The organism is Roseateles sp. GW821-FHT09H10, assembly GCF_059415865.1.
In genome coordinates, this window is the sequence record NZ_JBWKOB010000002.1 from 529,252 (window position 1) to 541,802 (window position 12,551).

At 68.9% G+C, this 12,551-nt stretch carries 12 protein-coding genes; 5 read left to right on the forward strand and 7 right to left on the reverse strand.

Translation table 11 applies throughout. The features are described 5' to 3' along the window. Nucleotides 1–65: 65 nt before the first annotated feature. Nucleotides 66–575, forward strand: coding sequence for a GNAT family N-acetyltransferase (locus AC07OY_RS10340; RefSeq protein WP_495042480.1), 510 nt, complete (start codon nt 66–68; stop codon nt 573–575). On the opposite strand, the gene purB is transcribed toward AC07OY_RS10340, so the two are convergent. The 3 genes from purB to AC07OY_RS10355 are packed head-to-tail and all read right to left on the reverse strand — an operon-like array spanning nt 572 to nt 4,278. Continuing rightward, a complete protein-coding gene (gene purB / locus AC07OY_RS10345) occupies nt 572–1,948 on the reverse strand; it encodes an adenylosuccinate lyase (RefSeq protein ID WP_495042481.1) in 1,377 nt (458 codons plus the stop codon). The two genes, AC07OY_RS10340 and purB, sit on opposite strands and share 4 nt — an antisense overlap. Nucleotides 1,949–1,981: 33 nt before the next feature. Beyond that, on the reverse strand, nt 1,982–3,061 hold the full coding sequence (locus tag AC07OY_RS10350) for a M48 family metallopeptidase (RefSeq protein WP_495042482.1): 1,080 nt from the start codon (nt 3,059–3,061) through the stop codon (nt 1,982–1,984). Further along, entirely contained in the window at nt 3,058–4,278 is a 1,221-nt protein-coding gene (locus AC07OY_RS10355; protein WP_495042483.1) for a YjgN family protein, read from the reverse strand. Before AC07OY_RS10355 ends, AC07OY_RS10350 begins: the two co-directional genes overlap by 4 nt. Before the next feature lie 207 nt (nt 4,279–4,485). Here AC07OY_RS10355 and AC07OY_RS10360 point away from each other — a divergent pair, with 207 nt between their 5' ends. Further along, nucleotides 4,486–5,112, forward strand: coding sequence for a glutathione S-transferase family protein (locus tag AC07OY_RS10360; protein ID WP_495042484.1), 627 nt, complete (start codon nt 4,486–4,488; stop codon nt 5,110–5,112). Here the strand turns inward: AC07OY_RS10360 and AC07OY_RS10365 are convergent, their stop codons facing one another. Both AC07OY_RS10365 and AC07OY_RS10370 read right to left on the reverse strand, forming a co-directional pair. Beyond that, complete coding sequence (locus AC07OY_RS10365; protein WP_495042485.1) at nt 5,113–5,760, reverse strand: response regulator; 648 nt, start codon at nt 5,758–5,760, stop codon at nt 5,113–5,115. It abuts the gene before it with no gap. Nucleotides 5,761–5,863: 103 nt separating this feature from the next. After that, nucleotides 5,864–7,516, reverse strand: coding sequence for an FMN-binding glutamate synthase family protein (locus tag AC07OY_RS10370; RefSeq protein ID WP_495042486.1), 1,653 nt, complete (start codon nt 7,514–7,516; stop codon nt 5,864–5,866). Between the two features lie 85 nt (nt 7,517–7,601). Between AC07OY_RS10370 and sppA the strand changes: the two genes are divergently transcribed. Further along, nucleotides 7,602–9,482, forward strand: coding sequence for a signal peptide peptidase SppA (gene sppA / locus AC07OY_RS10375; RefSeq protein WP_495042487.1), 1,881 nt, complete (start codon nt 7,602–7,604; stop codon nt 9,480–9,482). Nucleotide 9,483: 1 nt separating this feature from the next. On the opposite strand, the gene AC07OY_RS10380 is transcribed toward sppA, so the two are convergent. Together AC07OY_RS10380 and AC07OY_RS10385 are read right to left on the reverse strand one after the other, a co-directional pair. After that, the gene (locus tag AC07OY_RS10380; protein WP_495042488.1) at nt 9,484–9,885 is read right to left on the reverse strand and encodes a nuclear transport factor 2 family protein; all 402 of its coding nucleotides are present in this window, start codon (nt 9,883–9,885) and stop codon (nt 9,484–9,486) included. 17 nt (nt 9,886–9,902) lie between these two features. Next, the gene (locus AC07OY_RS10385) at nt 9,903–10,523 is read right to left on the reverse strand and encodes a glutathione S-transferase (RefSeq protein WP_495042489.1); all 621 of its coding nucleotides are present in this window, start codon (nt 10,521–10,523) and stop codon (nt 9,903–9,905) included. A 54-nt stretch (nt 10,524–10,577) separates the two neighbouring features. Between AC07OY_RS10385 and AC07OY_RS10390 the strand changes: the two genes are divergently transcribed. Both AC07OY_RS10390 and AC07OY_RS10395 read left to right on the forward strand, forming a co-directional pair. Next, complete coding sequence (locus AC07OY_RS10390) at nt 10,578–11,054, forward strand: hypothetical protein (protein ID WP_495042490.1); 477 nt, start codon at nt 10,578–10,580, stop codon at nt 11,052–11,054. Then, nucleotides 11,054–12,526 carry a hypothetical protein gene (locus AC07OY_RS10395; RefSeq protein ID WP_495042491.1) on the forward strand — a complete coding sequence of 491 codons (1,473 nt, stop codon included), beginning with the start codon at nt 11,054–11,056 and terminating at the stop codon, nt 12,524–12,526. The genes AC07OY_RS10390 and AC07OY_RS10395 overlap by 1 nt, the downstream gene beginning before the upstream one ends. Nucleotides 12,527–12,551 lie beyond the last annotated feature (25 nt).

Genomic DNA, 12,551 nt, shown 5'->3' on the forward strand with positions numbered 1-12,551 from the left:
GTCTATGAGGCGGCGGTCTGGCGGGTGATCGGGGAGCGGAGCATGACCGGTTATTGTCTTGTCTCATGCATATCCTGGATACCGATCGCCTGTCACTGCGTGAATTCACACCGCTTGACGCCCCCTTCCTGCTGCGCCTCGTCAACGAGCCGGGCTGGATCCGCAACATCAACGATCCCGGCGTGAGAACCGTCGACGACGCCCTGGCCTGGGCCGAGGGGCGGCTCTTCAAGGCCTACCGTGAACTGGGTCACGGCTTCTGGGCCTTGGAGCGGCGCGAGGACGGCGTTCTCGTCGGCATGTGCGGCCTGTTCAAGCGCCCCGCCCTGCCCGAGCCCGACCTCGGCTATGCGCTGCTGGCCGAGCACGAAGGCCAGGGCTACGCCGTGGAGGCCGCGCGGGCCTGTGTGGCGCATGCCAAGGCGGCTCTGGGCTGGCCGGTGTTGATGGCCATCACGGCCGTCGACAACACGCCCAGCATCGCCCTGCTCTCCAAGCTGGGCTTCGTCGAGCAGGGCCAGGAACAGCTCGAGGGCTACAACGAGCCCTCGAGAGTGTTCCGCTTAACGCTTTAGACCCGCTTGGCGAGATCTGCAGCCAGGCCCGTGTAGCTGCCCGGCGTCATCTTCAGCAGCCGCGCCTTCTCGGCCTTGGGCAGATCCAGCCCCTCGATGAAGGCGCGGATGGATTCCTGGGTGATGGCCTTGCCGCGCGTCAGCTCCTTGAGCTGCTCATAGGGGTTGGGCAGGCCATAGCGGCGCATGACGGTCTGGATGGGCTCGGCCAGCACTTCCCAGGCAGCGTCCAGGTCGTCGGCCAGCGCGGTCTCGTTGAGCTCGAGCTTGCCCAGGCCCTTGGCCAGGGAGTCGTAGCCCAGCAGCGCATAGCCCAGGCCGACACCCATGTTGCGCAGCACCGTCGAGTCGGTCAGGTCGCGCTGCCAGCGGCTGACGGGCAGCTTCTGGCTCAGATGCGTCAGCACGGCGCTGGCCAGGCCGAAGTTGCCTTCCGCGTTCTCGAAGTCGATGGGGTTGACCTTGTGCGGCATCGTCGAGCTGCCGATCTCGCCGGCCTTGGTCTTTTGCTTGAAGTAGCCCAGCGAGATATAGCCCCAGACGTCGCGCGACCAGTCGATCAGGATGGTGTTGGCGCGCGTGAAGGCGTCGAACAGCTCGGCCATGTAGTCGTGCGGCTCGATCTGGATGGTGTAGGGGTTGAAGCTCAGCTTGAGCTGCTTCTCGATGACGGTCTTGGAGAACTTCTCCCAGTCGTGCTTGGGCCAGGCCGACAGATGGGCGTTGAAGTTGCCGACGGCGCCATTCATCTTGGCCAGCGGCTTCACCGCGGCGATGCGGGCACGCGCCGTGACCAGGCGGGCCACGACATTGGCGATCTCCTTGCCCACCGTCGTCGGGCTGGCCGTCTGGCCGTGGGTGCGGCTCAGCATCGGCGTGGCCGCGAACTGGTGGGCCATCTTGCGCAGCGTGGCGACGATGCCGTCCAGGGCCGGCAGCATGACCTCGTCGCGCGCGGCCTTCAGCATCAGCGCATGGCTGGTGTTGTTGATGTCCTCGCTGGTGCAGGCGAAGTGCACGAACTCAGCAGCGGCGAGCAGCTCAGGCTGGCCTTCGAAGCTGCGCTTGATCCAGTACTCCACGGCCTTGACGTCGTGGTTGGTCGTGCGCTCGATGGCCTTGATCTCCTCGGCATCGGCCTCGCTGAACTTCTTGACCAGGCGGCGCAGGCGCGAGCGCGCGGCGCTGGACAGCGGCTTGAACTCCTTGAAGCCGGCGTCGCTCAGCGCAATGAACCACTCCACCTCGACCTGCACGCGGCGGTGCATCAGCCCGAACTCGGACAGCAGCGGACGCAGGGCAGCCACCTTGGCGGCATAGCGGCCGTCCAGCGGCGAGAGGGCGCTGATGGCGGAGTATTCGGAAGTGGACATGGCGGGCCGGCGGATCGTGGAAAACCCGCGATTCTAGTTTTTGGACGGCGCCGTCCCTTCGCCCTTGTAGAAGGCCTTGCGCTCCTCGTCGGCGGGATGGCTGGAAAAGGCGGCGCCGAAGCCGCTGCCCGAGTCCTCGCCGTCTTCCTCGCGCTGCTTCTGCAGCTTCTCGAAGAAGCTCACCATGACCGCCGGCTTGATGCCCGCGCCGAGCAGCAGCGTGCGGGCATAGGCATCGGCCTCGCGTTCGAAATCGCGTGAATAGCTCTGCTGGGCCAGCATGGCCGGGGCTGTCGCGAGGGCCAGCGAGAAGTCGCCGATCAGCACGCCGGTGGCCAGGCCGACGGTGCTGGCGCGCAGCGTCAGCCGCATGCCGTGGCGGTGTTTCACATGGCCGAGCTCATGGCCCAGCACGCCGACAAGGGCCTCGGGCTGGTCTTCCAGCAGCCTGACGAGTTCGTCGGTCACGATGATGGTGCCGCCCGGCAGCGCCAGCGCATTGGGGCCGAAGTGGCGGCCGCCCTCACGGAACTGCAGGTCGAAATGCGTGAGCTTGGCCAGGACGCGGCGGTCCAGCGAGGTGTCCACGGCATCGGCGAAGCGATCGAAGACCGCCCGGCGCTGGGCCCAGCTGAGCTTGCTGGGCCGCAGCCAGTGCCTGTCCAATTCCCGCAGCACCTGATCGCCGACCTGATCGTCGACGTAGGCGGGCAGGAACCTGACCGTCGTGTCCGCGGCGACGGGCACGCCCCAGCGCCAGCCGGCAAACAGGGTGGCCGCCAGCAACACGAGCGTCAGCAAGGCCAGCCAGCCGTTTTGCTGCCAGCGCGCGATGACTCCGTGCCGCCGCCCGCTCTGCTTCAGCCAGGCGTCGTAGGCCGCCGCGTCGGCGCAGACCAGCACGCCGCCGTCCGGCAGCAGGAGCTGGCGTTGGCCGCGCCGCAGCGGGTCGGGCCAGCGCAGCTTGGCCGGCGCATAGTCGAGCGGCGCGGCGCCGTCACCGGCCTGCACGCAGACGCGTTTCTCGTCGAACCAGATGCGGGCGGGCCGGGCCACGGGGTGCAGGCCGTCGAACCACTGAACGGCCAGGATGGGGGAGTTGGCAGCGTTCATAGGCCGACGTCGATACCGAAGAAGTCACCGGCGGCTTCGCCGGAGGCGTCGGCGTAGTTGGCGCTTTCGCGGCCATCCCAGCCGGCCATGGAACCACTGACCTGGATGCTGACCGCCTCCAGCTTCAGCTTCCAGGTGTTGATGACGGCAAAGGGCCGGTACAGGCCCAGCGTCAACAGGGTCAGGGTCCAGTTCTTGGCCGTCACCCAGGCCAGGCTGCGAAACCTCAGGCGGCTGGAGAAACGCACCTGCGCCGACGAGGTGTGGTCCCAGACCAGGTTCTGCAACTTGGCGTTGAAGAAGGGGACCACCAGCACGAAGGACAGCAGATAGGCCGCCACGATGCCCGTCATGGCGGCCAGCCCCAGCGTCTTCTTCGAATCGAACCAGCCGCGCACCTCCGGAATCATCAGCAGCCCGACCAGCAGCAGCAGGGGCACGAGGACCCAGCACAGCGTCTTCAGGGCCAGGGCATAGAAGCGCCGGGTCTTCACCTGCAGCTGCGCGCGCTGGTCGGCCAGCTGGTAGTGGTTGTGCTGGTAGCGCTTGACCTTGGCCAGGGCCAGGGGCAGCAGGCTGACGTACAGCAGGGTACCGATGCCGCCGACGACGGCCATGGCCCCCACCACCCAGTTCGTCATCTGCGCGCTGAAGGCGACCCGGCCGGTGACGAGGTCTTCGGCGACGCGCTGCACGCCGACCATCAGCACCAGCGGCCAGATGACGACGCCGAAGGCCGAGTAGGCATCGCCCAGGTCGCCGCGGAAGGCAAAGCGCAGGCCGCGCCACGAGGTGTTGGCGAGGCGGAACTGCTGTCCGGCCCGCCACAGCGCCGGCCACAGCACGCACAGGCCCAGGAAGGCGACATAGCCGGCCAGCGGCGCGAAGCGGCCGCCGATGGCATAGACGCCGAACAGTGCGACCAGCACCATGAAGCCGCGGAACATCGTCTTCGGATCGCCGTGGAAGGCCAGCGCATCGCCATCTATCCAACTGTTGGCATGCAGATAGCGGATGCGGCGGGCCTTGGCGAAGGGCAGGTACAGGCCCAGCGTCAACACGATGAGCAGCAGGTGCAGCAGCCAGATGCGCAGGTATTCGACGCCGCTGCCGCTGAAATGGACCGGCAATTCGCGCACCTCGGGCGCAACCGCGCTGGGCACGGCCGGCGGTTCGGCCACGGACACGGCGTCCGCGGTCGCGTCGGAATCAAGCATTCATCCTCCCCGGATGCATTTTTGTCCCGGCTTCCTGGGACGGCGCCGGTGTCTGAGCGGCAGCACTGTGCAGGCCGCGCTCATTGCTGACAACCCCTGCTTGCGGGCCTGTCGGCCCCAGCCGACAGGCCTTTTTCACGGGCGGGGCAGCCGAGGGCGCTGGCTAGAATCGTTTCGACTTGTGATCCCTGTACCTGCCCTATGACGATGAAGTTGATCGGTTCTCTCACCAGCCCTTACGTGCGCAAGGTGCGCATCGTGATGGCCGAGAAGAAGCTCGACTACCAGCTGGTGCTGGAAGATGTCTGGGGCAGCGATGCGATCCTGAAGATGAACCCGCTGGGCAAGGTGCCCTGCCTGGTCATGGAAGGCCAGGACTCCATCACCGGCGCCGTCTTCGATTCGCGCGTCATCGTCGAATACGTGGACACGCTGTCGCCGGTGGGCAAGCTCATCCCCGAGCGGGGCCGCGAGCGCTGCGAGGTGCGCACCTGGGAGGCCCTGGCCGACGGCATCGTCGACGCCGCCGTCCTCGTGCGCCTGGAGCGCACCTGGGCCAAGCGCCCGCCGGAGCAGCGCAGCCAGGCCTGGATCGACCGTCACCTCACCAAGGTCATGGCGGCCTTGGCCGCGATGAGCCAGGGCCTGGGCGACAAGCCCTGGTGCTCGGGCAACCATTTCTCGCTGGCCGACATCTCCGTCGGCTGCGCCCTGGGCTGGCTGGAGTTCCGCTTCCCGGAAATCAACTGGCGCGAGGACCATCCCAACCTGGCGCGCCACATGGACAAGCTGTCCCAGCGCCAGAGCTTCGCCGACACCGTCCCGTTGGCCTGATCAGGCGATCAGCAGTTCGCGCGAGCGGACGTGCAATAGCCGCACGAGGCGCCAGATGCGGCGCTCGATCTCGGCCACCTCCAGCTTCCACAGCGTCGCGATCTCGGCCAGCAGCAGGCCCTGGGCCAGCAGCGTCAGCACATGGCGGCTGGCCTGGTCGATCTGGCGGCCGGCGGGGCTGGCGTCCAGCGGGGCGGCGGGCTGGCGGGCGATGGTCAGCGGGCTGCGCTCGATGCCGAAGGCCGCCAGGGCCTGGCGGGCGAGCTGGGGGCTGAGCATGGAGCGCCGCTCGTGCAGGCGCATCAAGGCTTCGACGAGGCCGGCGCCGCCGCCGTCGTCGACGTGATAGGCATTGGCACCCGCGCTGAGGGCCGCGAACAGCTGCAGGTCGTCGGCCGTCGGCGCGAGCAGCAGCAGCTGGGGTCGCACCGGCAGCCGGCCCAGTTCATGGGCGACGCGCATCGCATGGCTGTCCACCAGGCGCAGGTCGGTGGCGACGATGTCGGGCGCCAGCGCCGCGAGCTCGTCCAGCGCGTCCGCCAGCACCGTGCTGCTGCCGGCCAGCTCGACGCCCGGGGCCTGCAGCAGCAACGAACGGGTGCGCTGCAGCGTGGGCTCGCTGAGGCGAAGAAGATAGACGGTGGGCATGTCGCGGGGATGTAACCGTTCGCATTGTGCGCGTTTTGGCCGTCACCCCCCTAATTTGCAGTCGCCATCCCCCATGACCCGGCGGACCCGGATCGCGGGGGGCCTAACCGGTTCGTGCGATGGCCCCTTGCGGCGCGAAGCTGTGCGCGCTGGCCAGCGGCCAGTAGATGCGGAAGGTGTTGTGCGGCAGCTCGCCGCGCAGGATGGCGCCGGGCTCGACGAAGGGCAGCAGGTTGGCCAGCAGCCTGACCTCGTGCTTGTCCAGGCGGTGAACGATGTGCTGGGCCGTGATCTCCTGCGGATGGCACAGGCCAGCGGCTTCGACCAGTTCCTTCAGCGCCTTCAGCGTGTTCTGGTGGAAGTTGGCGACGCGCTGGGCCTTGTCGGGCACGACGATGGCGCGCTGGCGCACCGGGTCCTGGGTCGTCACGCCGGTCGGGCAATGGCCGGTGTGGCAGGCCTGGGCCTGGATGCAGCCGAGGGCGAACATGAAGCCGCGGCCGGCATTGCACCAGTCGGCGCCCAGGGCCATCAGGCGCACGATGTCGAAGGCCGTCGTGACCTTGCCGGCGCAGCCGATCTTGATCTTGTCGCGCAGGCTCAGGCCCAGCAGCGTGTTGTGCACCAGCAGCAGGCCCTCCTGCACCGGCGCGCCGACATGGTTGGTGAACTCCAGCGGCGCCGCGCCCGTGCCGCCCTCGGCGCCGTCGACAACGATGAAGTCGGGCGTGATGCCGGTCTCCAGCATGGCCTTGCAGACGGCGAACCATTCCCAGGGATGGCCGATGCAGAGCTTGAAGCCGGTCGGCTTGCCGCCGGACAGGGTGCGCAGCTGTTCGATGAACTGCATCATCTCGACGGGGGTCGAGAAGGCGCTGTGCCGGGCCGGCGAGATGCAGGAGACGCCCTCGGGCACGCCGCGCGCGGCGGCGATCTCGGCCGTCACCTTGGGGCCGGGCAGCACGCCGCCATGGCCGGGCTTGGCGCCCTGGCTGAGCTTGAGCTCGATCATCTTGACCTGGGGGTCGCGGGCGTTGGCCTCGAAGCGCTCGGGGCTGAACGAGCCGTCGTCGTTGCGGCAGCCGAAATAGCCCGAGCCGATCTCCCAGATCAGGTCGCCGCCATGCACGCGGTGGTGGGCGCTGATGGAGCCCTCGCCGGTGTCATGGGCGAAGCCGCCCTGCTTGGCGCCCTTGTTCAGGGACAAGATGGCATTGGCGCTCAAGGCGCCGAAGCTCATCGCCGAGATGTTGAAGACGCTGGCCGAATAGGGCTGGGCCCGCACAGCCCCGATGGTGATGCGGAAGTCGTGGCTGGTGAGATGGGTCGGGGCCAGGGAATGGTTGATCCACTCATAGCCGCGCGCACCGACATCGAGCTGGGTGCCGAAGGGCCGCTGGTCGGCCTCGCCCTTGGCGCGCTGGTAGACGATGGAGCGCTGCGCACGCGAGAACGGCGCCGCCTCGTTGTCGCCTTCCAGGAAGTACTGGCGGATCTCGGGGCGGATGAACTCGAACAGGAAGCGCAGATGCCCGATGACGGGGTAGTTGCGCAAAATGGAATGACGCGTCTGGCGGGCATCGCGCAGGCCCAGCAGCGCCAGGCCGAGGAAGACGAGGACCAGCAGGCCATCGGTGAGCCCGCCCATCCAGCCGATGGCAAAGACCAGGGCCAGCAGGCCGCAGAGCATCCAGGTCAGATAGCGCAGCGGGAAATGCTCGTTGATGCGTCGCGTCCAGCCGGGCCAAGCAAGCATGGGCAATCCTCACAAACCGTGACCGGCGGATGCTAGCCGCGAAGCCCCTCACAATTGCCCGCATCAACCCTCAAGGTAGCTGTCGATGAAGTCCTTTTTCTCCAAGCTGGGCTGGCTGTTCTCCAAGGCCTGGTGGCTGCTCGACGGCACGCGCCGCGCGCTGATGAACCTCTTCGTGCTGCTCCTCCTCATCATCTTCGTCACCGCCCTGATGACGCGCGGCCCCAAGCCGCTGGCCGACAAGACCACGCTGGTGCTCAAGCTCGACGGCAACCTCGTCGAGCAGTTCTCCGGCAGCGCGCGCGAACAGCTCAAGGCCCAGGCCCAGGGCAGCAGCCTGCCGCGCCAGACCCGGCTGCGCGACGTGCTGGCCGCGCTCGACCAGGCCGCCAGGGACGACCAGATAGCCGCCGTGCTGCTGGACGTCGAGGAGCTGCACGGCGCTGGACTGGCCGGCCTGCATGAAGTCCAGGCCGCGCTGCAGCGCTTCAAGCAGAGCGGCAAGCCCCTCTATGCCTATGGCGACAGCTACAGCCAGCGCGGCTATTTCCTGGCCGCCCAGGCCAATGAGGTCTATCTGCATCCCATGGGCATGGTCAGCCTGGAGGGCTTCGGCCGCTGGCGCACCTATTACAAGGACGCCCTGGACCGCATCGGCGTGACGCCCCACGTCATCAAGGCCGGCACCTTCAAGAACTTCGCCGAGACCTACACGGCCAACGGCCCCAGCCCGGCGACGCAGGAGTCCGAGGGCCTGGTCTACGGCGAGCTGTGGAACGGCTTCACCGCCAGCATCGAGACGGCCCGCAAGCTCGAGGCCGGCAGCATCGCCAAGGGCATCGCCGAGCTGCCCGCCCTGCTCGCCGGCGTCCAGGGCGACGTCGCCAAGCTGGCCCTGCAGTCCAAGCTCGTCGACGGCCTGAAGACGCGCGACGAGATGCGCGCGCTGCTGATCGCCAAGGGCGCCAAGGACGAGGAGAGCAAGAGCTTCCGCCAGGTGTCCATGAACCAGTACCTGTCCTATGTGAAGGACGCCGGCACGCCCAACAAGCTTCAGCCGGGCATTGGCGTCATCGTGGCCGAGGGCGAGATCGTCGACGGCGATGCCGGCCCGGGCCGCATCGGCGGCGACTCCACGGCCCGCCTGATCCGCAAGGCCCGCGAGGACGACGCCATCAAGGCTGTCGTGCTGCGCGTGAGCTCGCCCGGCGGCAGCGCCTTTGCCTCCGAGATCCTGCGCCGCGAGCTGGAGCTGACGCGCGCGGCCGGCAAGCCCGTCGTCGTCTCCATGGGCGACGTGGCGGCCTCGGGCGGCTACTGGATCTCCATGGCCAGCGACGCCGTCATCGCCGACGCCGGCACCATCACCGGCAGCATCGGCGTCTTCGGCATGCTGCCGACGGCCGAGGGCCTGATGGACAAGCTGTCCCTGCACACCGGCGGCGTCACGACGACCTGGCTGGCCGGCGGCTACGACCCGCGCCGCCCGCTGGACCCGCGCCTGAAGGCCGCCGTGCAGGCCAGCATCGACAACACCTACAGCCGCTTCACCACCCTCGCGGCCCAGGCGCGCAAGAGCACGCCGGAGAAGATCGACGCTGTCGCGCAGGGCCGCATTTGGACGGGCTCGCAGGCCAAGGAGCGCGGTCTGGTCGACCGCCTGGGCAGCTTCGATGACGCCGTGCAGACGGCCGTCCAGCTCGCCAAGCTCGAGGTCAAGGCCGGCGAGAAGCCGCGCCTGGCCTATGTGGAGCGCGACATGAGCCGCAGCGAGCGCCTGATCGCCTCGCTGACCGATGCGGTGGCGCCGTCCATCAGCGCGGCCGTCGGCAGCTCACTGGGCCTGGACGCCCTGCCCGGGCCGGTGCGCGAGGAGCTCGCCATGCTGAGGGAGCTGTCGCAGTTCTCGGCCCGCGGCCATTGGGACAAGGCCGCCGCGGTGCACTGCCTGTGCTCTGTGCCGTGACCTATTGACCGGGCTGCTGCTGCATCTTGGCCAGCAGCTCGGCCATCTTCTGCTGCACGGCCTGGATGGCCTTGAGCGGCCGGATCATGACCTTGAAGTCGGTGATCTGGCCGGCGTCGTTCCAGCGGATCAGGTCGACGCCGTTGACGGCCACGCCGTCCAGCTCCAGCTCGAACTCCAGCAGCGCATCGCGCTCGCCGCGGATCTCGCGCACATAGCGAAAGCTGTCGTTGCCCAGGATCATCAGCGCGGCGCCGAGGTATTGCGAGGCCAGCAGCTTGCCGCGCTGTGGCGTGTGCACGACGGGCGAGTGGAAGACGACGTCGTCGGACAGCAGGGCAGCCAAGGCGCGCGGGTTGCGGGCTTTCGCCAGCTCATGCCAGGCGTCGATGGGATGGGTCATGGGAATCGATCCTCGGCTCAAGGCCAATGGCGTTGGAAGACGGCAGCAACCTCGGGATGCTGCTCGACGCGCATCAGCTGAGCATAAAAGCTCGGCCTCTCGGCCTGCAGCATGGGCCGAGCACCGGACCACTTGGACACCACCGTCGCCAGCAGCTCCAGGGCGCCGGGCGAGCCGGCGTCGAAGCCGATCTCGAACTGGTCGGCGAACAGCCGCCAGTGCTCGTGCAGGCGGGCCCGCGTGCCGGCGCGAATCTGCGCCTTCAGCGCGTCGTCGCAGGGCTCGCACCAGCGCTCGGGGTAGTCGATGACGCTGATGGCCGCATAGCAGTTGGCCGCCACATAGACCAGGCCGCGGATGGCGCGCGCCCGGTCGCTGGCGTCCAGCGGCAGCAGCAGGCCCGGCGCCACCGTCAGGCCGAGATGGATGAGGATGGCGGCGCTTTCCGTCAACACCGTGCCGTCGGCCAGCACCAGGGTCGGAATCTGCCCCAGCGGATTCACCTTCAACAACTCGTCCCGGCCCGGGCCGGGGTTCCAGGACGCCGCATCGACGCCCGTGTAGGCCAGGCCGGCCCGCGTCAGCGCCGCCTCGATGGCGGCCGATCCCGAACCCTTGGTGCCGTACAAGGTCAACATTGCCATGACTCCTTCGTCGAGCGTGCTTTCCAGCGTGCAAAATCGTCTCACATCATGAGCCCGGCCCCCGTCCTGCCCCCGTCGCGCCATCCGATCGTCAAGCCGAGCTTCGGCCGCGTCAGCGTGGGCGTGCATGGCCGGGTCATGGTGTCGATGGCCGAGGGGCCTTTCGACGCACCGCTGATGGCCGCCGTCAAGCGCGCCATCGCCCTGGCCGGCAAGCGCCTGCCGGCCGACCGCCGCTTCGGCGATCTGCTCGAGATCCGCGGCAGCCTGCAGATGGATGCCGACGCGCTGCAGGAGCTGCGCCGCAGCATCGACGCCTTCGGCTCGCGCGGCATCGTCGCCCTGTCCACCGTCTTCCTGGTGCGCCCCGGCATTCCCGGCATCGAGCGCCTGCCGGCCCTGATGGACATCTGGCGCGCCAGCCGCCCGGTGCGCCGCGCAGACAACTTCGAATCGGCCTGGGCCCTGGTCAATGCCGACCTGACCGCGGCCGGCCTGCCCACCCAAGAACCACCCCCCCGCTGATGACAGAAGCCCTTGGCCTGCAATGGCCCCTGGATGCCAAGGGCAAGCGCTCCACTGGGGCGCCCGGGCAGCGCATCGTGGCTGCGGCCCTGCGCGGGCTGGATTCAGCGGCAGCCGATGCCGTGATGGCCGAACGCGACTGGCGCCATGCGTATCCCGCCCACTGGCTGGCCCTCGTGCAAGCCCAGGCCGCGCGGCCCGTCGGCGTCGTCGCCTCGGCGCGTGCCGGACTCGCGGCCGCCTGGCGTGAGCTGCCCTTTGTGCGCGGCAGCAAGTCGCTTGCGCTGGCCGACGCGATGCAAGCGCCGCAGCGCCGCTTCCAGACCCTGCAGTTGCGCGGCAGCGGCGAAGCGGCACCGGCGCGCTGGACCGTGCCCCACCAGGGCCGCGAGCTGAGTGGCGACGCGCTGGCCAAGCAGATCGACCGCTGGGAGAAGGCCGGCGTCTGCGAGGCCGCCCACGCGGCCGCGCTGCGCGACTGCCTGGCCCATCCGGAATGGTTCGACCTGTCCGACCAGCACTTGGTGTTGCTGGGTGCCGGCAGCGAGGCCGGGCCGCTGGCCTGGCTGGCGAAGTGGCGCGCCCACCTCGTCGGCATCGACCTGGCCCGCGCCCCGACCTGGAAGCGCATCGCCGCCACCGTCGCCGCCGGCAATGCGACGCTGACCGCTCCGGTCGCCCAGGGCCAGCCGCTGGACGTGGCGCATGCCGGCGCCGACCTGCTGGCCGACACACCCGAGATCGCCGCCTGGCTGGCGTCCCTCGGCCAGCCCCTGTCCATCGCCAACCTCGCCTACCTGGACGGCGAGCGCCATGTGCGCGTGTCGCTCGCCATGGACGCCATCAGCGCCACGCTGTGCGCCGCCGACGCCCGCACCCAGCTCGCCTACATGGCCACGCCGACCGACGTCTTCGCCGTGCCCGAGGAGCTGGCCCGCGACGTCATGCGCCGCTATGCCGAACGCGGCGTCGTCAAGAAGCTGGCCCAGTTCGGCGCCCGCCTGTCCAGCGGCGGCCGCGGCTTTGCGCCGCATATCGAGAGCCTGATCGACGCGGGCGACTTCGGCCACTGGGGCCTGGTCGACGCCCTGGTCGTCGAGCAAGGGCCGAACTACGCGTTGGCCAAGCGGCTGCAGCAGTGGCGGGCCCTGGTGGCGCGCGCCGAGGGTCACCGCATCGCCTTCAATGTGGCCCCCAGCACCACGACGGCCTCGGTCGTCTCCAACCCGCTGCTGGCCGCGGGCTTTCGCGGCGCCAAGGCCTTTGGCGTCGAGGTCTTCGCGCCGGCGACGACGAATGCGTTGATGGCGGCGATGTGGGTGTACCAGCTGCGCAGCGCACCCAAGGATTTCGCCCACCCGCTCAAGCTGCTGGTCCACACCGCCAACCATGGCGGCCTGTGGCGCCTGCCCTATCGGCCGCGCTCGGTGCTGCCGATGGCGGCGTTGCTGGGCTTCGTCAAGCGGCGGTAAGCTCGGTCGGCGGGGCTCGGCGCCA

Excerpts from the sequence above, each read along its gene's own strand:
- AC07OY_RS10340 (WP_495042480.1), top strand. The coding sequence starts at position 66 with ATGCATATCCTGGATACCGATCGCCTGTCACTGCGTGAATTCACACCG.
- purB (WP_495042481.1), bottom strand. The coding sequence starts at position 1,948 with ATGTCCACTTCCGAATACTCCGCCATCAGCGCCCTCTCGCCGCTGGAC.
- AC07OY_RS10350 (WP_495042482.1), bottom strand. The coding sequence starts at position 3,061 with ATGAACGCTGCCAACTCCCCCATCCTGGCCGTTCAGTGGTTCGACGGC.
- AC07OY_RS10355 (WP_495042483.1), bottom strand. The coding sequence starts at position 4,278 with ATGCTTGATTCCGACGCGACCGCGGACGCCGTGTCCGTGGCCGAACCG.
- AC07OY_RS10360 (WP_495042484.1), top strand. The coding sequence starts at position 4,486 with ATGAAGTTGATCGGTTCTCTCACCAGCCCTTACGTGCGCAAGGTGCGC.
- AC07OY_RS10365 (WP_495042485.1), bottom strand. The coding sequence starts at position 5,760 with ATGCCCACCGTCTATCTTCTTCGCCTCAGCGAGCCCACGCTGCAGCGC.
- AC07OY_RS10370 (WP_495042486.1), bottom strand. The coding sequence starts at position 7,516 with ATGCTTGCTTGGCCCGGCTGGACGCGACGCATCAACGAGCATTTCCCG.
- sppA (WP_495042487.1), top strand. The coding sequence starts at position 7,602 with ATGAAGTCCTTTTTCTCCAAGCTGGGCTGGCTGTTCTCCAAGGCCTGG.
- AC07OY_RS10380 (WP_495042488.1), bottom strand. The coding sequence starts at position 9,885 with ATGACCCATCCCATCGACGCCTGGCATGAGCTGGCGAAAGCCCGCAAC.
- AC07OY_RS10385 (WP_495042489.1), bottom strand. The coding sequence starts at position 10,523 with ATGTTGACCTTGTACGGCACCAAGGGTTCGGGATCGGCCGCCATCGAG.
- AC07OY_RS10390 (WP_495042490.1), top strand. The coding sequence starts at position 10,578 with ATGAGCCCGGCCCCCGTCCTGCCCCCGTCGCGCCATCCGATCGTCAAG.
- AC07OY_RS10395 (WP_495042491.1), top strand. The coding sequence starts at position 11,054 with ATGACAGAAGCCCTTGGCCTGCAATGGCCCCTGGATGCCAAGGGCAAG.